The organism is Pedobacter sp. ASV1-7 (assembly GCF_040203335.1).
Lineage (GTDB): Bacteria > Bacteroidota > Bacteroidia > Sphingobacteriales > Sphingobacteriaceae > Pedobacter.
On record NZ_JBEHBV010000002.1, the window covers coordinates 305,070 to 327,214 of the forward strand.

Here is a 22,145-nt window from a genome sequence, read left to right on the forward strand (position 1 = left end):
TCAGCTATTGCCGCTGTCTGATGGCCTCATACAAAATAACACCTGCCGATACAGATACATTGAGGGAACTGATCTCTCCTATCATAGGAATTTTGGCCAGGTGATTTGCCATACGCATTATCTCATTGGAAATTCCCTCATCTTCAGCGCCCATTACAATAGCTGTTGGAGCTGTATAATCAGGCACATATATTAGGTCGTTGGTTTTTTCAGTGCAAGCCACGATCTGCAAGCCGCATTCCTGCAAATACAAAGCTACTTTATGTAAGTTCTGATGTCTGCATACCGGAATACTAAACAATGCTCCTGCAGAAGTTTTTATAGCATCTGCATTAATTTGTGCTGAATTTTTTGAAGGAACAATTATAGCATGTACACCAGCACAAGCAGCCGTACGGGCAATAGCCCCCATGTTTCTTACATCAGTAACCCCATCAAGAATCAATACTAATGGCGTCTGCCCTTTTTCATAAATTGTTGGAATGATATCTTCAATTTTTTGAAAAGAGATAGCTGATATAACTGCGATAACCCCCTGATGGTTCTTTTGGGTCATGCGGTTTAATTTTTCAATCGGCACATTATGTACAGGAATATCAGTCCCTTTTAATAAGGCCTTTAGCTCCAATATGATCCCACCGGTAAGTCCGCGTTGTATATAAATACTCTCTACATCTTTTCCAGCTTTAATCGCCTCTATTACAGCACGTATACCAAATACGAATTCATTATTTTCTTTAGATCTTGAAGGTCTCCGGAAATTTTCCATTAATATAAAATTGAACCGCAAAAATAAGGATTCTTTTCCACATAGTTTTGTTAGCAAAAATCTAAAATTTCATAAGGCAATACTGTAATGCAAGTATTGAGGAATGTCTAAATGTGAGTAAACAATTAGCGAAAGGACTTATTTTTTACATAATTTTGTAGCTATGAGTAACGATCCCCAATCCCAAGGAAATGATAAGGCAAATTTTAGTGCAAGAAAAAACCGTTTAAGCAACACGATAAGTACTATGGGGCGAATACCTCCACAAGCTACAGATCTTGAAGAAGCGGTTCTAGGTGCACTGATGCTCGAAAAGGATGCATTATCTACTGTTATTGACATCCTTAAACCTGAAATGTTTTATAATGAAGCGCATAGGAAAATATTTGAAGCTATCCAGGGACTCTTTCAAAAATCAAAGCCAGTTGATATATTAACAGTTACGTCTGAAATGCGTACACTTGGCTTATTGGAAATGATTGGGGGAGCTTATTACATTACGAATCTGACAAACAGAGTTGCTTCTGCTGCGAATATAGAGTTTCATGCCAGGATTGTATCTCAGAAATATATTCAAAGGGAACTGATCAGAATTTCATCAGAGATCATATCTAATGCTTACGAAGATACAACCGATATTTTCGATCTTTTAGACCAGGCTGAAAAGGGTTTATTTGATATTGCACAAAACAACCTGCGTAGAGATACACAGAAAATGGATGAGATTGTAAAACAATCATTGGCTACACTAGAGGAATTACGAAGCAAGAGTGATGGTTTAACTGGGGTACCTTCAGGTTTTACAGATCTTGACCGTATTACCGGCGGGTGGCAACCTTCGGATTTGGTAATTATTGCAGCACGTCCTGCGATGGGTAAAACTGCATTCGTATTAACTTGTGCCAGAAATGCCAGTGTACAATTCCACCGTCCAGCAGTAGTATTTTCTTTAGAGATGTCTTCCGTACAGCTTGTAAATCGTCTGATTTCCGGAGAAGCTGAAATTGAACAAGAGAAAATCAGAAAAGGGAATCTACAAGAATGGGAATGGCAACAACTACATAGCAAAATAGGTGGACTAACTGAAGCTCCCCTATTAATTGATGATACACCTGCACTTAACATATTTGAATTCAGAGCTAAATGTAGAAGGCTAAAAGCGCAATATGATATACAATTAATCATTATCGATTATTTGCAGTTGATGCATGGTAAAGGTGAAGGTCAAGGCGGTGGCGGAAACAGGGAGCAGGAAATTGGTAGTATTTCAAGAGCTTTAAAATCTGTTGCTAAAGAGTTAAACGTACCGGTACTAGCTCTTTCGCAATTAAGTCGTGCGGTAGAAAGTAGGCCTGGAGTGAATGGAAAGAGGCCAATGCTATCAGATTTGCGTGAATCTGGGTCTATTGAGCAGGATGCAGACATGGTTTTATTCTTATACAGACCTGAATATTACGGTATCACAGAAGATGAGCAAGGCCGTTCACAAGCCGGTGTTGGTGAAGTAATTATTGCCAAGCACAGAAATGGTGAAACGGGTATTGTACCACTTCGTTTTATTGGTAAATACGTTAAATTTGCTGATTTGGAAGAGAGTTTCTCTGCACCAACTTCATTCTCAATGGATAGCCCAAGTGCAGGTATGACACCTTCGCAAGATTTTGACAGACCAGCAGGAAATGTAATTATTAAACCTTCACGCATGGACGATATGCATGATGATGCGCCATTTTAAATCTACAAAAAATAGCCTAGTAAAATTCCGGCAAGTACAATAAATGGTGTACTGATTTTGGTATAATTAAGTACCAGAAAAGTAATAACCATAATTACAATTGCCAATGCATTTAAGGCAATGGGCGTTAGTAACAGGATAAAAGCTGCAATAATAAAACCTACACTCACCGCATTAATACCCGTTAAGGAGTATTTAATGCGGGTAATTTTTTTAAGGTCTTCCCAGAAAGGGACAATAAACAACACTAATATTACTCCGGGTAAATTAATTCCTATAACTCCAACTACCCCTCCCAAAATCTGTCCACTTATCCCGAAACCAAAATTACGCATACTCAATGCACCCAAATAACTTGTAAAAGAAAATGTCGGGCCTGGCAATGCCTGTTGCAAAGCGAAACCCGATAAAAAACCCGAAGCACTAAGATATTGCTTCATTTGTACAAACTCGGTAAACATTAGTGGAACTAAAACTTGTCCACCCCCAAAAATCACAATACCATTGCGGTAAAAATTTTCAAAAAGCCTGATGGGCAAACTAAATGGTGATGTTCTATTAATTATAGCTCCCATAAGAGCTAAAATCAACAATACACCAAAAAAATAACTTAGCTTTTTGGGATTGATATTTGAAAATAAATTCAATCTGATATTACTTTCTTCTGCTGGTGTACCTATTGCCGATGATATCATCCCTCCCATTAATATGGCCAAGGGAAAAACGTAAGCATTTCTCAAAACCAAAGTGACAATAACAGCCGAGATTGCTAAAAATATAGTTAACTGTGATACTAAAATCCTTTTAGCAAGATTAAATGCCCCATAAGCTACAATTCCAAGTGCAATGGGCTCTACATATTCCAGAATATCGGTGAACTTGCCTTTCTGATCCAGCTTTCCAAAAGTTATAGCTGCAAAGGTCATAATTGCAGCTGACGGCAAAATCCAGATTAAAAAAGTGATGATTGAAAGCTTTAATCCTCCTACTTTATAAGCAACACCGACAAGTGTTTGCGTAGACGCCGGACCAGGCAATACTTGTGCAAGCGCATTTAATTCCAATAGTTCTTCTTCAGAAATAAATGCCACATTTTTCACAAAATATTTGAGCAGAAGTGCCAAATGTGCCTGTGCTCCCCCAAAAGCCGTAAAAGTAAAAAGAGTTACATTTCTAATAAACAACAACTGCCTTTTGCTCACCTGCTTCAATTTAGTTAATCATCTTCATAATCTAAACCAGCTGCCGAGTTGTATGCTCCCTGAAGTTCCGAAAAAGCATGCATATCTCTTTTTGTCCTGGCTGCTAGCATCCCTTTCTGATAAATTTCTAAAGCAGCATCTGTTTGATCTAATTTCTGATAAAGTTTCCCCAGATGATAATAAGTCCCCACATAATCTGGATGGTCATTTATCAGCTTTAAGTAATATTCCAACGCTTTTTCAGTATCATTTGAACTGTTATACTCTGTAGCCAGAGCATACAGAACAAAGGGATCATTAGGATCACTTTCTAAAAACTCCAATAACTTTATTAATCGGGTACTTTGCATTTTAATTCCCTGCTTTTTTAATTAGATTTGCAAAAAGACATTTAGAAGTTTAAGGACTTCTTTAACCTTTAACAATCAAATATATTAATTCTATGAACCCATCTTTGGGTTAAATATTAAAAATCAATATGTGATCCTATGAAAATATTAGTTTGTATCAGTAATGTGCCCGACACGACGACAAAAATAACTTTTACCAACGATAATACACAATTCAATACAGCAGGAGTACAATTTATTGTCAACCCTTATGATGAAATTGCGTTATCAAGAGCAATTGAGCTTTGCGAAGGTGGAAAAGGAACAGTTACGGTAGTCAATGTGGGTGAGAGTTTTACAGACCCAACTATTAGAAAAGCTTTAGCTATTGGAGCTGATGATGCAGTCAGAATTAATGCTGCGCCAAGAGATGCTTATTTTACAGCATACCAAATCGCTGAATATGCAAAGGCCAATGATTATGATATGATCCTTTGCGGACGTGAGTCGATTGACTACAATGGTTCGCAAGTAGCTGCCATGGTTGGGGAATTTTTAGATATCCCATCAATATCTATTATTAAAAAGTTAGATTACGATGGATCAACTGCAACAATTGAGCGTGAAATTGAAGGCGGTAAAGAAGTAATTTCAGTGACTGGAAAATTCATAGCTAGTTGTGCAGAAGGAACTGCTGAACCGAAAATCCCAAATATGAGAGGAATTATGTCAGCACGTACTAAGCCCCTTCAGGTAGTTGAAGCTAAAGATATAGCACAACTTAGTAAAGTACAGCAATTTGAAACACCTCCACCCCGTGGCGCAGTTAAATTAGTACCAGCAGAAGAAACTGCTAAATTAATCGACCTATTACACCACGAGGCAAAAGTTATCTAGACTCCAGCTTCAAATTTTAAATCATTTAATCAAGACCTTATGTCAGTTTTAGTATATGTAGAACAAGTTGATGGTAAATTTAAGAAATCAGTTTATGAAGCGGTTTCTTATGCAAAAGCCATTGCAGATAAACAAAATAGCAATTTAACAGCCATTTCTATTGGTAATGTTGGTGAGCCGGAACTTAAAGAATTGGGTAAATATGGTGCTTCAAAGATTTTGAATGTTTCTAATGATCAATTAAAGAACTTTGTAAACCAAGCTTATGCAGCAGTAATTGCTGAAGCAGCGAAAAAAGAAAATGCTGACATTGTAGTTTTGTCTAATTCATTCTCAGGAAAGGGATTGGCACCTCGTATTGCAGTAAAACTTGAAGCTGGATTAGTTGATGGTGCTATTGAGTTGCCACAACTAGATGGTGGAAAATTCCAGGTAAAGAAAACAGCATTCTCTGGAAAAGCCTTTGCTGTAACAGAACTAACTTCTGCAGTAAAAGTAATTGCGGTTAATCCAAATGCATTTGGCACTAAGGAAAATGCTACGGATGCAACAATTGAGACTTTTAATCCTGAAGTAAAATCAACTGACCTTACTGCTATCGTAAAAGAGGTTGTCAGGGCTACAAATAAAGTTTCATTACCAGATGCAGAACTTGTTGTTTCCGCAGGCAGAGGTCTTAAAGGCCCTGAGAACTGGGGAATGATAGAAGAATTGGCTGATTTGCTTGGTGCTGCTACAGCATGCTCTAAACCAGTCTCAGATGCAGACTGGAGACCACACTCAGAACACGTTGGACAAACTGGTATTGCCATCAGTCCAAATTTGTATATTGCAATAGGTATTTCGGGAGCTATTCAGCACTTAGCGGGTGTTAGTTCTTCAAAAGTAATTGTAGTTATCAATAAAGATCCTGAAGCTCCATTCTTTAAAGTTGCTGACTATGGAATTGTTGGTGATGCATTTGAAGTAGTACCAAAATTAATTGAGGCATTAAAAGCACATAAAGGGTAATATTTGTCATTCTGAGCTTGCTAAATAAGTAATGTTTTTAGCAAGCTTAACATGACATTTCAGCAAAATGAAGAAAGTAAAACTAGACATCGTTGGTTTATCTTATAGCCAAACCCAATCCGGGGCCTATGCACTCGTGCTTGGAGAAGTAAATGGTAGAAGACGGTTACCAATTATAATTGGTGCGTTCGAAGCACAGGCTATCGCCATAGAGATAGAAAAAATGACCCCGAGCAGGCCCTTAACCCATGACCTATTCAAGACATTTGCACAGATTTATAATATTGAAATTCAGGAAGTCCTGATTTACAACCTGGTAGAAGGTGTATTTTATGCCAAACTAATTTGCACAGATGGAAAAACCACACACGAAATTGATGCCCGTACTTCTGATGCAATTGCATTAGCCGTTCGTTTCAACGCCGCTATTTATACCTACGAGTTCATTTTATCATCGGCCGGTATTGTAATAGAAGGTAATGATTTTCTTTTTTTGGAAAATATGGATACACTTCCAAAAGAAAAAGGAGCTGAAGACCTTTCCTCCATCCCATCTTCAAGTTATAAATCATTAAGTATAGAAGAATTAAATCAAAAGCTTCAGGAAGCGCTAGCAGAAGAGGCCTATGAAAAAGCTGCCCGCATACGTGACGAACTAAACAAAAGAAATAATGAACGTTAAGTTTCGCTTAACCCTGATGAGTTTTATGCAATTCTTCGTCTGGGGTGCCTGGCTAATCACTATAGCTAATTACTGGTTCGGCACAAAACAATGGGATGGCACACAATTCGGTGCCATTTTTGCCACTATGGGTTTTGCTTCACTTTTAATGCCCACGTTAAGTGGTATTATTGCCGACAAATGGGTAAATGCAGAAGTCCTTTATGGTATTCTGCATATTTTGTATGCGGGTGTTTTATTTTATTTACCACAAGTAAATAGCCCTAATGGTTTCTTTTGGGTAATGTTAGTAGCCATGTGTTTTTACATGCCTACTATATCTTTAAGCAATTCAATTTCCTATACGACGTTAAAATCCGGATCATTTGATGTGATTAAGGACTTCCCTCCAATCAGAGTATGGGGTACTATAGGTTTTATTGTTGCTATGTGGACAACAAACTTAACAGGAAATAAAGCTACTGCTTATCAATTCTATATTGCCGGAACTGCAGCGCTTGCATTAGGTCTATATGCCTTTACCCTACCTAAATGTCAACCGCAAGGTATAAAAACAGAAAAGAAATCTTTTGCACAAACTTTAGGTCTGGAGGCATTTAAGCTATTTGCGAACTATAAAATGGCTTTATTCTTCATCTTTTCTATGTTCTTAGGTGGTGCACTTCAACTGACCAATGCTTATGGTGATGTATTTTTAGATGAATTTAAATTGTTTCCTACCTATGCAGACTCATTTGTCATCAGGTACTCTACTATTATCATGTCTATTTCACAGGTTTCAGAAACCCTGTTTATATTAGCGATCCCTTTCTTTTTAAAGCGATTTGGTATCAAGAAAGTAATTGTGATTGCAATGCTGGCATGGGTGTTACGTTTCGGTTTTTTTGCTTATGGTGACCCTGCAGGTAATTTATGGATGATTGTTATGTCATGCGTTGTATATGGAATGGCTTTCGATTTCTTCAACATTTCAGGTTCTCTTTTTGTAGAAACTTCTACAACTGCTAAAACACGTTCCTCTGCACAAGGGATGTTTATGATGATGACTAATGGATTTGGAGCAGTATTCGGTAGTCTGGTATCAGGATGGATGATAGATAAATATTTCACTAAACACTACAACGATATTCAATCGCTTGCGGCTATAGCCAACACAGAACCTACAAATCAGCACTTACTTACCTTTTTAAAAAATAAGGGCATAGATGTATTAACGAATGGAGATTTAAGCCGTGCTTTAGATGTTAAAGACTGGCACCATATATGGCTTTCTTTTACAGCTTATGCATTGACTATCACTATTGTATTTGCTATTATGTTTAAGCATAAGCACAGCATTGCAGAAGAAAAAGCTATAGAACAAAAACTAGGTCATTAAGATTATAAAAAAATCCCCGCTCATTTGAACGGGGATTTTCTTTTTATATAATTCAGAATATTACCTGTCTTTTATTGCAACAAACTTCCTGTCTGTATGGCCAACATATATTTGGCGCGGACGGCCAATTGGTTCTTTATTCTCATGCATTTCTTTCCATTGAGCAATCCATCCTGGTAATCGTCCCAATGCAAACAACACAGTAAACATATCAGTTGGGAATCCTAAAGCTCTGTAAATAATACCAGAATAGAAATCAACATTTGGGTATAATTTACGTTGAACAAAATAAGGATCGTTTAATGCGGCTTCTTCCAGTTTTTTGGCAATTTCTAAAACAGGATCATCAATACCTAACTTTTCTAAGATATCATCACATGCTTTTTTAATGATTTTAGCTCTTGGATCAAAGTTTTTATAAACTCTATGTCCGAAACCCATCATACGGAAAGGATCGTTTTTATCTTTAGCTTTATTAATCCATTTTTCTGTATCACCACCATCTTCTTTAATCAATTCAAGCATTTCAATAACAGCTTGGTTTGCGCCACCATGAAGCGGCCCCCATAAGGCATCAATACCTGCCGACACAGAAGCATATAGATTACAATCAGATGAACCAACCATTCTTACTGTAGATGCTGAGCAATTTTGCTCGTGATCAGCATGTAGAATAAGTAATGTGTTCATGGCGCTAACTACTACAGGATCAATTTCGATTTCTTCAGTACGCTGACCAAAAATCATGTTAAGGAAATTACTTACGTAATCATACTTATTTTTAGGATAAATAAGTGGATGACCTAATGATTTTTTATAAATGAAAGAAACGATAGTCGGGAATTTAGCCAGTAATTTAATCATCGTCAGATCCATCGATTCCGGAGATGAATTTGCTTTTAATGATTCAGGATAGAATGTCGATAAAGAACAAACTAAAGAAGATAACTGGGCCATTGGATGTGATTTCGAAGGATATCCATCCAAAAACTTTTTCATATCCTCATGAATCAACGTATGTCTGCTAATTTGCAACTGGAAGTCTGCTAGTTGACTTTCTGTTGGTAAATCACCATATATTAATAAATATGCTACTTCTAAAAATGTAGATTTCTCTGCCAGTTCCTCGATTGGATATCCACGGTATTTTAAAATACCCAGTTCACCGTCTAAAAATGTTATTGCACTCTTTGTTGAGCCCGTATTCTTGTATCCTAAATCTAAAGTGATATGACCTGTTAAATCTCTAAGTTTAGAAATATCAATAGCCTTCTCCCCTTCAGTTCCTGTGATAACGGGGAATTCATACACTTTTCCATCAATCTTAATTTCTGCAATATCTGACATATATATTCTTAAATTTATAAAAACAAACTTAACCAATTCATTCTAATTGGCTTCTAGCTTAAATAACAAAACTGTTAAATTATTATTAAATATGGGTCAACGCCAGGTAAATTACAAGGCAGTTTTTATTGTTTCTACTACTCGACCACATTCCATCATTTCATCACCATAATATGGATTTTGTATTTTTTGCTCACTTGACAACCAGTCACCGCCATCGCCGTTGTTGGCCATTGGACAATGTTGAACAAAAATAGCTCCCTTAGTAATATCTGCATGCTTAAATAGCGCAATTACATCCGAACTTAATGAAGTAAACTCTTTACGTTGGGTTGCAATATCTGAAGCTGTAGCAATCTTTCCAGCAATCAATGCTGTATTTTCACAGCCTTTATAACTCGCTAAATCAGCTTTAAGCACATCAGCAGCTTTTTTAGCTTCATCAAATTTTGTGGCCACCAAAGCATCTTTTAATATAATGTAACCATTATAAATAGACTGAACTTTAGGCTCTTTTAATTCTACTTCAGTAGAAGCTGCAGAGGCTGCAGCTGTAGTTGTCGTGTCCGAATTCCCTGCTACTTTCTTTTCTGTATTTGTGCAAGAAACTATCCCTGCGATTAGCATTACTGCCAGATATTTTCTCATGTATTTTTTTTTGGTTAAAATACCAATTTAATTTTAAATAAATAAGAAAGCTCCTGATTTTTTCAGGAGCTTTGTATAATTAGCAGAAAAATAGTATTATAATTTGAAACCATAGGCAATACGTAGCGCAACCTGGCCTACTGTTCCACCACCAACTGGTACTCCTTCATATTTAACCCCCAGATCTAGTCCGCTACTCCAAGCATAGCCTATTGCAGGTGCATATACAAAGTGTGTCCCTGAATTTTCTGTCACCCCAAAAGCGGCACCAACTTCTGCTAAAGCATATGGACCGGAGCCTGTTTCATCCAAAAACACTTTTACCCCAGTTTTCAGCGGAATATAACCGTAATCACTCACTTTAACATTATTAGCCAGGTCTTCTCCCATAAAGTGAGTATACCCAGTTGTTACAGGAATTGAAACTTGTTTTGATACATCAAACTGTAACCTGGCATCAGCACCAAGCGCGAAATTATATCCATCATTAGTAGGAATACCAAGGTTCAAACCTATTCCTAGTTTCTGAGCATTTGCATTTGTAGTAAAAAATAATGCCACAACAGCTACTGCCGAGGCAATAAATTTGCTAGTTCTATTCATTGATACATTTTTACGTTATTCAATCAGGATTATCCTGATTTTATATACAATGTTGCAAACCCTATGCCATAGATTTAAAATTGTAGAAAAAATAAAAAGGCTCCTGAAAATTCAGGAGCCTTTTTATTTTAATTATTTATCTCGCTAATTACAGTTTAAAGCTATAAGCTAAACGTAAAGCAAACTGACCGTTTTGTGGTCTGAATGTGTTAGAAGTTCTTTGTTGAGTAACACCTTCGTATCTAGCACCGATATCAAAACCACCAGCAGTCTGGTAACCTAAACCACCTGAATAGATAAATGACTCTTTAGAATCTTTTTCAGTACCGAAACCAAAACCAGCTTCACCTGATAAATATAAACCACCGATTTGAGGGAATACTTTAACACCAGCTTTTACTGGGATAAAGTTATAATCTTCACCTTGACCATCTTTCGCTTTGAATGAAGTATAACCACCAGTTGCAGTAAGTGCTAATTCTCTTGACAATTCAAATTGGAAACCTAGATCTGCACCATAAGCATATTCGAATGGAGATTTGTCAGTAGTAGTTCCACCACTAATACCGATACCTAAACGTACACCTTTAGCATCTTCTCTTGTTTGAGCTTGAGTAGCCGTTGCAGTAAACATAAACAAACCTGCTGCAATAGCTAAAATTCCAGTAACTTTTTTCATCTTTTTAATTTCAATTATATAAAACTTATTTGTGTATTATAAATATATATTTAATTGTCGATAAATTATTAATACCTCTAACTAAATAACTATTTATTACTCCCCTTTGCAAAACGTATGCCACATTTCTTAACTATCAATTATTAATTTACAATAATAAAGATGTTAAATGTTCACCATTTTACTTCAAAATATGCCCTGACTGTTAAAAAAGGAGTTATACAAATCCAGCGCTTGTTGGGTAGGGTCAGTTTTTTCAGTCGATTTTATCCAATGAATTTTAACACCATCCTTTTCCATTTTCCTAAAAAAAGTCATCTGACGCTTTGCAAACTGACATATCGCTATTGTTAATTTCTCAACTAATGTCCTATAATCGATTTCACCTAAAATATACGTTACAACATACTTATATTCAAGACCATAGAACTGAAGCTTCTCTATAGAAACACCTGATTGCATCAATTGCTCCACCTCATTTATAAGGCCTTCATTTAACCTTAATTCCAAGCGGCTAATGATGCTTTGCCTACGCAAATTCAGTTCAGGTTCTAACCCAATTACACACGAATTAAATGTTGGTCTTACTACTTTGTCAAGTTTATGGTCAGTTAGATATGAAGAAACTTCTATGGCTCTAATAATTCTCTTCCGAGAAGACAAATCTGCGTGAGCTGTAAATTTATGAGAATATTTTGACAATAAATGTATTAGTTCTTCCGTTTCCAACTTAAGCAAAGTTGTCCTTAATGTAGGATTTGGTGGAATTGCTGTGTATTCATGGTCTTGCAGGACGCTGTGAATATACATACCACTGCCACCACATAATATTGGCAGTGCATTTTTGTCAGTTATTTTTTCAAAAGCACGATAAAAGTCTTCTTTAAATTCATTTACATTATAACTGTCGCCTGCCTTTTTAATGTCTATTAAATGATACTGGATTCTCTTTCCATTAATTATATATTCATCAAGATCTTTCCCTGTGCCAATATCCATTCCTTCAAATACCTGTCTGCTATCGCCACTAATGATTTCGCCTTTTAAAATATTTGCCAAATTCACAGCTAACTTTGTTTTACCAGAAGCAGTGGGGCCCAATATGATTAGAAGTGGATTTTTAGTCATTATTTAATTAAACTTTATTCAAGTATAGTATATATTTAAGATTGCCTGTATTAAACACTGCGGCAAATTTATCTTGACCAAGATCCGGCATACGATGTGGAAAATATCTGATCATCTCCTCTTTTTGTAACCATATCTTAGCTGGAGGAGTAGTTTCAACGAGTTTAAAACCAGAAAGTTCATAAGCATTCCCTAGCGACCAATCACGATCTGCATAACTCATTACGTCATCAGGTTGAATTAATTTTATAAAATGCTTAAGTAACTTTGTGAAGCCCCCTGTAACTGTATAGCCCATTAAAGTAGCAAAACGAATCAGTTCTACAGATCTATAACTGGCAGAAATTCCTTTCATCCATCTCAAATTACTAAAACAGGCTACTGCCACAGTTTGTCCGTCTATTTGAAGTGCAAATTTATACCGCGCTTTAGCAGAGGCTTGAATATGATTTGCAATTAAAAAATCATCCACTTCCGCTTGATCAATTACGGTAACCAGCCCCTTTCGCCCATGCAACCTTTTATTTAAGCCTAAAATAGACTTAATTCTTCCGATTACCTGCTCTTGCCTGGTTAGCCAAATATCTTCCCATAACTGAACTAAAACCACATTTTTAAGCTGATATACCGATTGTAAATCAATTAATTCCGAAGCAGAATAATCATTATCTAGGGGAATCAGATTAATGACCAGCTTGTCGTTGATCAGTATCAAATCATACCGATCATATATTTCAGTGCTTGCAATAACTCCATTATCCTGCAGTGCAATCCAAACACTGTTTTGCCAGATCAATCCTATACCCAACCCTTTTCCTTATATAATCTGAATCCTTCTGCCAATGCACTTTCAATACTCGCTAACAATGTATCGTCCAATTTTTTGATACGAAAACAAGATTTCCCTTTTAATAATTTCAACAGACCAGGATCAAAAATCTCTTTCATTTTTTCAGGTTCTGCATAAACAGGCATAAAATAGAAGCCAACGTGTCCTTTAAAAATCTTTACTTCTGCAAAATAAACTTCATTTCTCTTTTTCCCTTCAATAACCACATTCATATCACTCCACAGATCAAAAGTTGTTTCACTGTTTATCCTGTTGCTAAACCCTTGTGCAGTGTAAGGTTGTAATACTGCTCTTATCGTTTGAAATATTTCTATGAAGTCTGTTTTCATTATATTGATGATAAAATTTATTTAGATAACATCTTAAAAACCATATTGTTTATTTACCTAAATCAAGCCACCATTCTTTTGACGGATAATGTTCATCCAAAACAACAGACTCACCCAGTAAGGGGGTTGTAATTTTAAAATTATCAGCTTTAGCCTGTTTTGCTACACGGATAGCTGGATCATCCCAGCTGTGCATTGCTAAAGCAAACTTCCCCCAGTGTACCGGAAGTAATACCTTAGCATTTAAATCTTTAGCTGCCTGAACTGTTTGCTCAGGAAACATATGTATCAATGGCCAAAAAGCATTATACTGTCCACATTCTAGAATTGCCAAATCAAAAGGGCCATATTTCTCCCCCACTTGTTTAAAATGAGTATCATAGCCTGAATCGCCGCCTAAATATAACTTATGACTAGCCCCCTGCAATACAAAAGCTGACCATAGGGTTTGATTTCTTTTAAATCCTCTACCGGTAAAATGGCGTGCTGGTGTAGCAATAAATCTCAGCCCGTTAGCAGTAACATTTTCATTCCATGCCAACTCTACAATTTTATCTGCAGGCACTCCCCAACGTTCCAGATGTGCTCCTACACCTAAAGAAGTAATAAAAAGTTTGGTTTTACTTTTCAGCTTTAATATGCTCTGATAATCCAGATGGTCATAATGATCATGCGTAATCAATACAATATCGAGGTAAGGAAAATCCTCCACTTTCACAAAATCTGTCCCCTTAAAATTACGAGTTCCAATAAAAGAGAATGGAGATGGACGTTCACTAAAAACAGGATCTACAAGTACCTTTACCCCATCAACCTGTAAGTAATATGAAGAATGACCAAACCAAATAAGCGTGGTTTTATTACTGGTCGTGAAATCTGGCTTAACATGTGGCAGAGCCTTTTTAGGTGAACTATTATCGTTGCCCTTTATCATTCCAACAAGCATATCCCAATAACTTACGCTATCCGGCTTCATTGGTGTTGGAGAAAGGTTCTCAAGCGTGCCATCAGCTTTAAAATTACTAAGCTTCTTAAGTTTTTCCAGCCTCGTTCCTTCAGATACAGAGCCAAACACAGGTAAGTTCAGTACCCATACTGTTGCCAGTGCGAATACTACAATTATGACCAAAATGGAATACATAAATTTCTTCATTTACAATTAATCAGCTTTCGTTTCAACTACTGCTCCCGCTGTTGGCTGTGGTGCTGATGCCAATTTTGCAGCAAGTGTATTTCCTGACAGCAATAACTCATTAGTTATAGCAGTTGTATATTCTGCAATTTCCGCTTTAAAATCAACTACAGACGCGCCAGAACGTATTTCTTCCAGACGTTTTTCCCACTGACCTGTTAATTCTGCCTGTGCAATTTTCTGATCTTTTACTACATCATATACAGCTAAACCTTTAGTAGTAGGTACCAGATTACGTTTCTCCCTCGATATATATTCCCTGTTAATCAGTGTTTCGATAATTGAGGCCCTTGTTGCAGGTGTACCCAATCCACTATCCTTCATTGCATATCTCAATTCTTCATCTTCAATATCCTTTCCAGATGTTTCAAGGGCTTTTAATAAGGAGGCCTCATTGTACATTGGCTTAGGCTTCGTTTGTTTTTCCAACAAGGCCTTGTTTGTAATCGGTAACTCTTCACCTTTCTTAACTTTTGGTAAAGCAGGATTATCCTCATCTTTCTTTTCTTCGTCAGACTCGTTAAATACCGACCTCCATCCAGCAGAACGAATAACAGTTCCATTTGCTATAAATAATGAACCTGATTCAACCGATATTTTAGTAATTTCTTTAACACACTCCTGATGAAAAGCCTCGAGCATCCGTCCAACGACCATATCATAAACCGCCTGCTGATCACTACCTAAATGATACGGAACTTCACCGGTTGGCAGAATAGCATGGTGATCTGTTACCTTCTTCGCATTCACACTTCTTTTATTTAATGGAATACTCTGTAAAAATTCAGCCTGTCTGCCAAAATCCTTATGTGATTTTAATTTATCAATCAATGTCGGCACCCCAGCAAATACATCATCACCTATATACCTGCTCCCAGTACGCGGATAGGTAACCAGTTTACTTTCATACAACCCCTGTAAAAGACTAAGTGTCTGATCAGCTGTGTAACCCTTACGTTTATTAGCTTCCTGTTGTAAACTACTTAAATCATGCAATAATGGAGGTGGTTCTTTCCTTGGCTTCGCTTCAACGCTTATAATCTTAGCACCATTGGTAAACCCAGATGCTACATCTTCAATTTTAGCCAGCAGTTCTTCGGCATCTTCCTTTTTATCGAAATTGTTGACAGACATTGCTCTGAATAGTTGTCCGTCTTTATCTACCTGAATAGCCAATTGATAATAAGCTTGCGGAACGAAGTTTTTAATCTCCAGAAACCTTGAACAAATCATAGCTAAAGTTGGTGTTTGCACCCTACCCAGCGATAAAACAGATCGATTTCCAGCCGAGATACTCAATGCCTGTGTTGCATTCATCCCTACCAGCCAGTCTGATTCAGACCTCATATGCGCTGAATTAAACAAAGTATCATACTCTGTTCCTGGTTTCAGATTTCTGAACCCTTCTTTAATAGCTTCATCAGTTTGTGATGAAATCCAAAGTCTACGGAAAGGTTTTTTACATTTTAAAAAGTAATAGATATATCGGAAAATGAGTTCACCTTCCCGCCCTGCATCCGTTGCAACAATAATCTCCTCAGCTTCATCGAACAGCTTTTTAATAATATCAAGTTGTTTACGCACTCCAGGGTCCTCAACCATCCCATCTTTGGTTTTTATTTTCCGGATAGCCAGTTTAAATTTCTTCGGCAACATTGGTAAATGCTGCCTGCGCCAACCGATAAAACCATAATCCTGTGGCGGAGCAAGCTGCAATAAATGCCCGAATGCCCAGGTAAAAGAGTAACCTTTCCCCTCTATATAGCCGTCTTTTTTAGTTGTAGCACCAAAAACCTTAGCCAATTCACGTCCCACCGAAGGTTTCTCTGCAATAACAATCTTCATAATTATTCAAAAATATCTAAACCAATCTTAAAAGTGTTACAATGCGCATCAACAATATCTTTAATGTTTGGCGAGTATCCACCTCCCATACTTACCTGAACAGGTAAATTATTGTCTTTACAAAATTGCAATACCAACCTGTCTCTTTCTTTACATCCCTCTTTGCTCATTGCGAGTTTCCCTAGTTTATCAGTTTCCAGTACATCAACACCTGATAAATAGAACACAAAATCGGGTTTATGTTCCATTAATAATGGAAATGATTCCTCCAGTTTATTCAGATACAATCGATCTGTTATTCCATCTTCCAATGGAACATCCAGGTCAGAACGTTCTTTTCTGAATGGAAAATTTTTATCGCCATGCATAGAAAATGTAAACACCCGTGGCTCATTATAAAAAATCTCTGCCGTACCATTGCCCTGATGAACATCTAAATCTATCATTAAAATACGGCTGGCTAAATTATTCTTCAATAAATAGTTTGCAGCAATAGCCTGATCATTCAATAAACAAAAACCTTCCCCCCAATTACTGCCAGCATGATGTGTACCACCAGCAATATTAAAAGCAATTCCATATTCCAGCGCAAATAAAGCCCCATCAACCGTACCTTTAGCAATGCTGATTTCACGCTCTAACAATTGTGCATTTAAAGGGAAACCAATTCTTCTCTGCTCTTTTGGAGAAAGTGTAAGGAATTTAAGTTCATTCCAATAATCTTTATTATGCGACAATAATATGACATCCTCTTCCAATTGATCGGGGGTAAACAAATTGTTTTGAGCAATTACCCCTTCATGCATTAATTGTTCAGGAATTAGTTCATACTTCAGCATTGGAAAACGGTGCCCTTCAGGTAAAGGATGTGCATATAAGGGGTGCCAGGCTATCATCACCATCTTATTTAAGGATTTCTCCTACATGCTTTTCAATATTCAGACAAATCTCGTTTACAGGCAGGTCGTTGGCATCCTCGCCAAAAGGATTTTCAATTTCCTCAGCAATCAGTTCTAAACTAGCCAGTACATACAAAATAAAAGGCACAATAGGTATTACAAAATAACCTAAGCTAAATACCCATCCAAAAGGCAATGTAATCACATAAATAAAAATAAACTTCTTAATAAAAGCGCTGTACGAATATGGTATTGGTGTATTCTTAATTCGTTCGCAACCACCACAAACCTCTGTAAATTGCTGAACGTCATCATTTAGAATTATCAGTTGCTGACCTGTAATTTCTCCATTTGCTTCCAGTTCAAAAATCCTGGAGGATATTCTTGCAACTACCTGATTTGGAATATGTTTACCACCATCTACCTCTATTAAAACACTGTTTTTACCAAAATACTGCTTTTCTCTTAAATGCTCTTTTAATGCAAAAGCATACTTTGCAATTGCATATTCAAAAAATTCATTATGATTTTCCTTTAATTTTAATGCTTTTATTTTGATGGCAAAATTACGACTGACATTAGTTAGTAAACCTAATTGCCTACGACCTTCCCACCATCTATCGTAAGAAGTATTAGTTCTGAAAACCAACAACATAGAAATCACAAAACCCAATAGATTATGCATCATTCCTATATTTTTCACAAAGGTGGTTTCAGCAAGTTTCAGATAATTCAATTCAAAGTAGGCAATAATTCCAGAGAACACTGCCACACTAATCATCAAAGGCCATAAAGTACGGATGGTATCCGCTTTATGAACATGAAATATAAAAGTTACCCAGTCTTTTGGATTATAATTTATCATATTATTTTCTATTCAGAATATTAGATTTTGCTTAAGATATTTATTAATTAAAGTATCCGTTTACTGATATCTAGCAATAAGGCTCCCATAGTAAATACATCCTCAAAAGAATTGTATAGCGGCACTGGACTTAGCCTGATCACATTAGGTTCGCGCCAGTCACCCAGTACATTATTAGCAACTAATTCCTGGAATACCTCTTTTCCCTTTTGCTTAGCAATAATAGAAACCTGAGCACCACGATCTGCCTCTGTGATTGGTGTAATAATCTTATATTGTTCATTGCCAAGCGCCTTATTCACCTCATTAACAACAAAGAATAAATAAGCTGTTAAACTCTTACTTTTCTCTCTTAAAGGCTCCATAAAACCGGCCTTTTCAAAACTTTGTAAGGCTGCATAATACAAAGCCATAGGCATAACCTGAGTACAGCTAACCTGCCATCCATCTGCCCCAGCTTCGGGTAAGAAACCTTTTTCCATCTTAAAACGCTGTTCTTCCTGATATCCCCACCATCCCGCAAAACGGTTCATTTTAGCATCAGAGAAGTGCTTTTCATGAACAAAAATCCCACTGATACCACCAGGGCCTGAGTTTTGATATTTGTATGAACACCAGCAGGCAAAATCAACACCCCAGTCGTGTAATTTCAACGGAACATTTCCAGCTGCATGTGCCAGGTCAAACCCTACTACTGCACCAACTTCATGCCCTGCTTTAGTAATGGCATCCATATCAAACCACTGTCCGGTAAAATAATTTACGCCACCAAATAAAACCAATGCAATATCATTTCCATTTTCTGCAATAGCACTTGTTATATCTTCAGTTCTTAAAGTATACTCTCCCTCTCTGGCTGCAACTTCTATAATAGCAATTGATGGATCATAACCATGAAAACGGACCTGACTTTCAATCGCATACTGATCAGATGGAAAGGCTCCAGCTTCCATTATAATCTTAAACCTGCTGGAGGTTGGTTTATAGAAACTAACCATCAGCAAATGTAGATTTACGGTCAAAGTATTCATCGGACAAACCTCAGCAGCACTGGCTCCTACTAATGGCGCCATCATTTTTTTCAACTTCTTATGATAAAACATCCATGGCGTTTCACCTTCAAACCATCCCTCTACAGCAAGATTTTCCCAGTTGTTCAACTGCTCATTTAAGACCTCACGTGCAGCTTTAGGTTGAACACCTAAAGAGTTACCACATAGATAAATAAATGGTTTACCATTTTGATTAGGAAATAAAAAATCTTGTCTAAATTCACGCAGAGGATCTGCCTGATCAAGCGACTGTGCGAATATTAAAGTGTTTTCAAAATTCATTGTTTCAAATATCTGCAAAAACGAGGATAAATTAATCCCGGTAATCATTTTGTTATCCACAACAAAAGCTACAGGCTGGCAGCAAGGATTATAGGAACAGGCAGTATTAAAAAATCAGGTATTTGGTTTACTAACAAATTTATTGCCTTTGATATAATATCGCCAAGGCAATAAAGCATGATCGCCTGCATAATCAACACCTACTCTTGGAACCGAAATAATATCCTCAGACCTAACCACCAAACCATTATCTTCAATCCAAATTTCTTCTCCACAAAGATCTTTAGCATTCAATGCTTTATCAATTCCCATTGCTTTAGCCAATGCACCGGGGCCAGCTGTTAAAACAGGTTTTAAAACAGTTTTATTTCTTCTATGCAACATAATATCCAAACCGTTTACCGGCTCTAATCCCCTTATCAACACCGCATGAGGCGTTCCTTTAGGAGCTGTAACTACATTAAATAGGTGATGAATGCCATAGCATAAGTAAACATATGACATACCTCCCTGATCATACATAATTTTGGTGCGATCCGTGAATCTGCCGCCATAAGCGTGAGAAGCTTTATCTTCCACGCCCTTATACGCTTCAGTTTCTACTATAGTTCCAGAGGTAAGTACCCCATCTATAAATGTATACAACTGTTTACCCAGTAATTGAACGGCAAGCTGGTTAACATCTGTATCCTGATAAAATGAATAAGGTAATTTAGACATTCAATATCTTAACTATTTCCTTTAAATACTTAGCATCAATATCATCAAAATGAGAAAGATATTGACTATCAACATCCAGTACTCCAATTATTTCTTCCCCTCGATACAAAGGTAAAACGATCTCCGACCTTGAAGCTGAAGCACAAGCAATATGCCCTGGAAACAGATCTACATCCGGCACAACCAAAACTTCATTCTGTTGCCATGAGGCACCACACACACCTTTACCTTTTTTAATCCTGGTACAAGCTACAGGTCCCTGAAAAGGTCCCAAGACTAATTCATCACCTTTAACGAGGTAAAATCCTACCCAAAACCATTTGAATTGCTCTTTCAAAGCAGCTGCAACGTTAGCAAGGTTAGCTATCTGGTCGCGCTCTCCTTCCAACAAAGCTGTTATCTGAGGAATAATTGACTTATATTGAGCTTCTTTATCTATATCTGTATTTATAATTAAATCTTCTGCCATTGTTAGAAAGTTGAATTACAAAAATACAAAAGGAAATTTAAAGCAAGATATTCTTAATTTCTGCTACTTTTAACGAAATTCGAAGAAAATGACCCAAGATAAGACATGAGCAATTCATCAAAATTACTATTGCTATTTTCTTTATTTCTTTTTGTAATAGTATCTAAAACTGGCTATGCACAGAAAAATCTTCTATCCGGTTTTGTAATTGATGGAACTATTATTGGTGTAAAGGATAGTACTATTGTTAAGTTATTTGATATTGATGCATCAAAAATATTAGATTCGTCTTATACAATCAACGGTAAATTTAAACTCAGAGGTAGTGTAGATAAACCAACTTCTTGTTGGTTACAATGTTTAAACGAATACTCCATCATTCAGGTAGAAAATTCACCCATGACATTTTATTCTCCTCTCAAGAATATGAAATTAGAATCAATCGTTACAGGAGGAAAGGAACAATCGCTACAAACCAAACTTGATCATATTCAACGTCCATATGAACGCATTTATACCTTGGCTTACGATAGTTTGAACAATAAAAACTATAGAGATAGCCTGCACCGAATCAAGCTTTTTAAAATAATCAAAAAGGCTAGTGAAGCATACATGAATATTTATGTTGCTTATGGAAAGAAACATATTAATTCCCATTTAGGATTGGATATTGTTTATAGAAACAGGAATAAAGTACCTAAGGATTCTATATTAATACTTTATAATAGTTTACCACTTGAAATGAGAAAAAATAACGTCGCATTAGCTTTAAAACTATATGCTGTAAATCACACTCTTAAAAAAGGAGATGTTTTTTTAGATTTTGAAGTAAATACTATTGCAGGAATACCTTTCAAGCTATCTAGTCTAAGGGGAAAATATATTTATCTAACATTTGGAAGCTTTACCTGCGGCCCATGCAGAATAGAAAATAGGGAGATTAGAAAGAACTACAACATTCTTTCAAAAACAGTACACCTAGTTAATTTTTCATTAGATGTCAATAGAAAGGAATGGGAGGCAGCGTCGAAAATTGACGATATCCTATGGTATAATGTATCTGATATGGAAGGAATGGTAGGGAAAATTAAAACGCTTTATGATGTCCAGGCTATGCCTACTTCATTTTTAATTGATAAAAATGGTATTATTATTAAACGTTTTGAAGGCTACAGCCCAGCTCATTTCAGCGAAATAATGGAATTAGCTTCAAAGTAATTAGCGGTTATATATG

At 36.6% G+C, this 22,145-nt stretch carries 23 protein-coding genes; 6 read left to right on the plus strand and 17 right to left on the minus strand.

Annotated features, from left to right (window positions below):
• Window positions 1-4 precede the first annotated feature (4 nt).
• A complete protein-coding gene (gene rlmB / locus ABDJ41_RS06390; protein ID WP_349785023.1) occupies window positions 5-769 on the minus strand; it encodes a 23S rRNA (guanosine(2251)-2'-O)-methyltransferase RlmB in 765 nt (254 codons plus the stop codon).
• Window positions 770-932: 163 nt separating this feature from the next.
• On the opposite strand from rlmB, the gene dnaB reads away from it, so the two are divergent.
• On the plus strand, window positions 933-2,504 hold the full coding sequence (gene dnaB / locus ABDJ41_RS06395; RefSeq protein WP_349785025.1) for a replicative DNA helicase: 1,572 nt from the start codon (window positions 933-935) through the stop codon (window positions 2,502-2,504).
• Between the two features lie 2 nt (window positions 2,505-2,506).
• Here dnaB and chrA read toward each other — a convergent pair whose 3' ends face one another.
• Both chrA and ABDJ41_RS06405 read right to left on the minus strand, forming a co-directional pair.
• Window positions 2,507-3,706 (minus strand): chromate efflux transporter, encoded by a 1,200-nt coding sequence (chrA, locus tag ABDJ41_RS06400; protein WP_349785026.1) that lies wholly within the window; start codon window positions 3,704-3,706, stop codon window positions 2,507-2,509.
• Between the two features lie 14 nt (window positions 3,707-3,720).
• The gene (locus ABDJ41_RS06405) at window positions 3,721-4,056 is read right to left on the minus strand and encodes a heme biosynthesis protein HemY (RefSeq protein ID WP_349785028.1); all 336 of its coding nucleotides are present in this window, start codon (window positions 4,054-4,056) and stop codon (window positions 3,721-3,723) included.
• A gap of 138 nt (window positions 4,057-4,194) precedes the next feature.
• On the opposite strand from ABDJ41_RS06405, the gene ABDJ41_RS06410 reads away from it, so the two are divergent.
• The 4 genes from ABDJ41_RS06410 (at window position 4,195) to ABDJ41_RS06425 (ending at window position 8,003) form a co-directional block, all read left to right on the plus strand.
• Window positions 4,195-4,932, plus strand: coding sequence for an electron transfer flavoprotein subunit beta/FixA family protein (locus ABDJ41_RS06410; RefSeq protein WP_349785029.1), 738 nt, complete (start codon window positions 4,195-4,197; stop codon window positions 4,930-4,932).
• A gap of 39 nt (window positions 4,933-4,971) precedes the next feature.
• On the plus strand, window positions 4,972-5,943 hold the full coding sequence (locus ABDJ41_RS06415) for an electron transfer flavoprotein subunit alpha/FixB family protein (protein WP_349785030.1): 972 nt from the start codon (window positions 4,972-4,974) through the stop codon (window positions 5,941-5,943).
• A 67-nt stretch (window positions 5,944-6,010) separates the two neighbouring features.
• On the plus strand, window positions 6,011-6,625 hold the full coding sequence (locus ABDJ41_RS06420; protein ID WP_349785031.1) for a bifunctional nuclease family protein: 615 nt from the start codon (window positions 6,011-6,013) through the stop codon (window positions 6,623-6,625).
• Complete coding sequence (locus ABDJ41_RS06425; RefSeq protein ID WP_349785032.1) at window positions 6,615-8,003, plus strand: nucleoside permease; 1,389 nt, start codon at window positions 6,615-6,617, stop codon at window positions 8,001-8,003. The genes ABDJ41_RS06420 and ABDJ41_RS06425 overlap by 11 nt, the downstream gene beginning before the upstream one ends.
• 60 nt (window positions 8,004-8,063) lie before the next feature.
• Here ABDJ41_RS06425 and ABDJ41_RS06430 read toward each other — a convergent pair whose 3' ends face one another.
• The 14 genes from ABDJ41_RS06430 to msrC all read right to left on the minus strand — a co-directional run bounded on the left by ABDJ41_RS06430 (window position 8,064) and on the right by msrC (window position 20,911).
• Entirely contained in the window at window positions 8,064-9,350 is a 1,287-nt protein-coding gene (locus tag ABDJ41_RS06430; protein ID WP_349785034.1) for a citrate synthase, read from the minus strand.
• 111 nt (window positions 9,351-9,461) lie between these two features.
• The gene (locus tag ABDJ41_RS06435) at window positions 9,462-9,998 is read right to left on the minus strand and encodes a DUF3347 domain-containing protein (protein ID WP_349785035.1); all 537 of its coding nucleotides are present in this window, start codon (window positions 9,996-9,998) and stop codon (window positions 9,462-9,464) included.
• A 96-nt stretch (window positions 9,999-10,094) separates the two neighbouring features.
• The gene (locus ABDJ41_RS06440) at window positions 10,095-10,601 is read right to left on the minus strand and encodes a hypothetical protein (protein WP_349785036.1); all 507 of its coding nucleotides are present in this window, start codon (window positions 10,599-10,601) and stop codon (window positions 10,095-10,097) included.
• A gap of 148 nt (window positions 10,602-10,749) precedes the next feature.
• On the minus strand, window positions 10,750-11,280 hold the full coding sequence (locus ABDJ41_RS06445) for an outer membrane beta-barrel protein (RefSeq protein ID WP_349785037.1): 531 nt from the start codon (window positions 11,278-11,280) through the stop codon (window positions 10,750-10,752).
• Between the two features lie 186 nt (window positions 11,281-11,466).
• Window positions 11,467-12,408: a tRNA (adenosine(37)-N6)-dimethylallyltransferase MiaA gene (gene miaA, locus ABDJ41_RS06450; RefSeq protein ID WP_349785038.1), complete on the minus strand. Its 942-nt coding sequence runs from the start codon at window positions 12,406-12,408 to the stop codon at window positions 11,467-11,469.
• Between the two features lie 7 nt (window positions 12,409-12,415).
• A complete protein-coding gene (locus tag ABDJ41_RS06455) occupies window positions 12,416-13,216 on the minus strand; it encodes a hypothetical protein (RefSeq protein ID WP_349785039.1) in 801 nt (266 codons plus the stop codon).
• Window positions 13,207-13,587: a hypothetical protein gene (locus ABDJ41_RS06460; RefSeq protein ID WP_349785040.1), complete on the minus strand. Its 381-nt coding sequence runs from the start codon at window positions 13,585-13,587 to the stop codon at window positions 13,207-13,209. The genes ABDJ41_RS06455 and ABDJ41_RS06460 overlap by 10 nt, the downstream gene beginning before the upstream one ends.
• A gap of 49 nt (window positions 13,588-13,636) precedes the next feature.
• Complete coding sequence (locus ABDJ41_RS06465) at window positions 13,637-14,740, minus strand: MBL fold metallo-hydrolase (RefSeq protein WP_349785041.1); 1,104 nt, start codon at window positions 14,738-14,740, stop codon at window positions 13,637-13,639.
• 6 nt (window positions 14,741-14,746) lie between these two features.
• Window positions 14,747-16,624: a DNA topoisomerase III gene (topB, locus tag ABDJ41_RS06470; RefSeq protein WP_349785042.1), complete on the minus strand. Its 1,878-nt coding sequence runs from the start codon at window positions 16,622-16,624 to the stop codon at window positions 14,747-14,749.
• A gap of 2 nt (window positions 16,625-16,626) precedes the next feature.
• Window positions 16,627-17,526, minus strand: coding sequence for a histone deacetylase family protein (locus tag ABDJ41_RS06475; RefSeq protein ID WP_349785043.1), 900 nt, complete (start codon window positions 17,524-17,526; stop codon window positions 16,627-16,629).
• A gap of 1 nt (window position 17,527) precedes the next feature.
• On the minus strand, window positions 17,528-18,388 hold the full coding sequence (locus ABDJ41_RS06480) for a bestrophin family protein (protein WP_349785044.1): 861 nt from the start codon (window positions 18,386-18,388) through the stop codon (window positions 17,528-17,530).
• Window positions 18,389-18,435: 47 nt separating this feature from the next.
• Window positions 18,436-19,722 carry a kynureninase gene (gene kynU / locus ABDJ41_RS06485; protein ID WP_349785045.1) on the minus strand — a complete coding sequence of 429 codons (1,287 nt, stop codon included), beginning with the start codon at window positions 19,720-19,722 and terminating at the stop codon, window positions 18,436-18,438.
• 114 nt (window positions 19,723-19,836) lie between these two features.
• On the minus strand, window positions 19,837-20,442 hold the full coding sequence (locus tag ABDJ41_RS06490) for a DNA-3-methyladenine glycosylase (protein ID WP_349785046.1): 606 nt from the start codon (window positions 20,440-20,442) through the stop codon (window positions 19,837-19,839).
• A complete protein-coding gene (gene msrC, locus ABDJ41_RS06495) occupies window positions 20,435-20,911 on the minus strand; it encodes a free L-methionine (R)-S-oxide reductase MsrC (protein WP_349785047.1) in 477 nt (158 codons plus the stop codon). Before msrC ends, ABDJ41_RS06490 begins: the two co-directional genes overlap by 8 nt.
• 105 nt (window positions 20,912-21,016) lie before the next feature.
• Here msrC and ABDJ41_RS06500 point away from each other — a divergent pair, with 105 nt between their 5' ends.
• On the plus strand, window positions 21,017-22,129 hold the full coding sequence (locus tag ABDJ41_RS06500) for a redoxin domain-containing protein (RefSeq protein ID WP_349785048.1): 1,113 nt from the start codon (window positions 21,017-21,019) through the stop codon (window positions 22,127-22,129).
• The last annotated feature ends 16 nt before the right edge of the window (window positions 22,130-22,145 follow it).

Excerpts from the sequence above, each read along its gene's own strand:
- ABDJ41_RS06445 (WP_349785037.1), bottom strand. The coding sequence starts at position 11,280 with ATGAAAAAAGTTACTGGAATTTTAGCTATTGCAGCAGGTTTGTTTATG.
- rlmB (WP_349785023.1), bottom strand. The coding sequence starts at position 769 with ATGGAAAATTTCCGGAGACCTTCAAGATCTAAAGAAAATAATGAATTC.
- topB (WP_349785042.1), bottom strand. The coding sequence starts at position 16,624 with ATGAAGATTGTTATTGCAGAGAAACCTTCGGTGGGACGTGAATTGGCT.
- ABDJ41_RS06440 (WP_349785036.1), bottom strand. The coding sequence starts at position 10,601 with ATGAATAGAACTAGCAAATTTATTGCCTCGGCAGTAGCTGTTGTGGCA.
- ABDJ41_RS06405 (WP_349785028.1), bottom strand. The coding sequence starts at position 4,056 with ATGCAAAGTACCCGATTAATAAAGTTATTGGAGTTTTTAGAAAGTGAT.
- ABDJ41_RS06430 (WP_349785034.1), bottom strand. The coding sequence starts at position 9,350 with ATGTCAGATATTGCAGAAATTAAGATTGATGGAAAAGTGTATGAATTC.
- ABDJ41_RS06465 (WP_349785041.1), bottom strand. The coding sequence starts at position 14,740 with ATGAAGAAATTTATGTATTCCATTTTGGTCATAATTGTAGTATTCGCA.
- ABDJ41_RS06420 (WP_349785031.1), top strand. The coding sequence starts at position 6,011 with ATGAAGAAAGTAAAACTAGACATCGTTGGTTTATCTTATAGCCAAACC.
- ABDJ41_RS06500 (WP_349785048.1), top strand. The coding sequence starts at position 21,017 with ATGAGCAATTCATCAAAATTACTATTGCTATTTTCTTTATTTCTTTTT.
- dnaB (WP_349785025.1), top strand. The coding sequence starts at position 933 with ATGAGTAACGATCCCCAATCCCAAGGAAATGATAAGGCAAATTTTAGT.
- ABDJ41_RS06435 (WP_349785035.1), bottom strand. The coding sequence starts at position 9,998 with ATGAGAAAATATCTGGCAGTAATGCTAATCGCAGGGATAGTTTCTTGC.
- ABDJ41_RS06460 (WP_349785040.1), bottom strand. The coding sequence starts at position 13,587 with ATGAAAACAGACTTCATAGAAATATTTCAAACGATAAGAGCAGTATTA.
- ABDJ41_RS06475 (WP_349785043.1), bottom strand. The coding sequence starts at position 17,526 with ATGGTGATGATAGCCTGGCACCCCTTATATGCACATCCTTTACCTGAA.
- miaA (WP_349785038.1), bottom strand. The coding sequence starts at position 12,408 with ATGACTAAAAATCCACTTCTAATCATATTGGGCCCCACTGCTTCTGGT.
- ABDJ41_RS06490 (WP_349785046.1), bottom strand. The coding sequence starts at position 20,442 with ATGTCTAAATTACCTTATTCATTTTATCAGGATACAGATGTTAACCAG.
- msrC (WP_349785047.1), bottom strand. The coding sequence starts at position 20,911 with ATGGCAGAAGATTTAATTATAAATACAGATATAGATAAAGAAGCTCAA.
- ABDJ41_RS06410 (WP_349785029.1), top strand. The coding sequence starts at position 4,195 with ATGAAAATATTAGTTTGTATCAGTAATGTGCCCGACACGACGACAAAA.
- kynU (WP_349785045.1), bottom strand. The coding sequence starts at position 19,722 with ATGAATTTTGAAAACACTTTAATATTCGCACAGTCGCTTGATCAGGCA.
- ABDJ41_RS06415 (WP_349785030.1), top strand. The coding sequence starts at position 4,972 with ATGTCAGTTTTAGTATATGTAGAACAAGTTGATGGTAAATTTAAGAAA.
- ABDJ41_RS06425 (WP_349785032.1), top strand. The coding sequence starts at position 6,615 with ATGAACGTTAAGTTTCGCTTAACCCTGATGAGTTTTATGCAATTCTTC.
- ABDJ41_RS06480 (WP_349785044.1), bottom strand. The coding sequence starts at position 18,388 with ATGATAAATTATAATCCAAAAGACTGGGTAACTTTTATATTTCATGTT.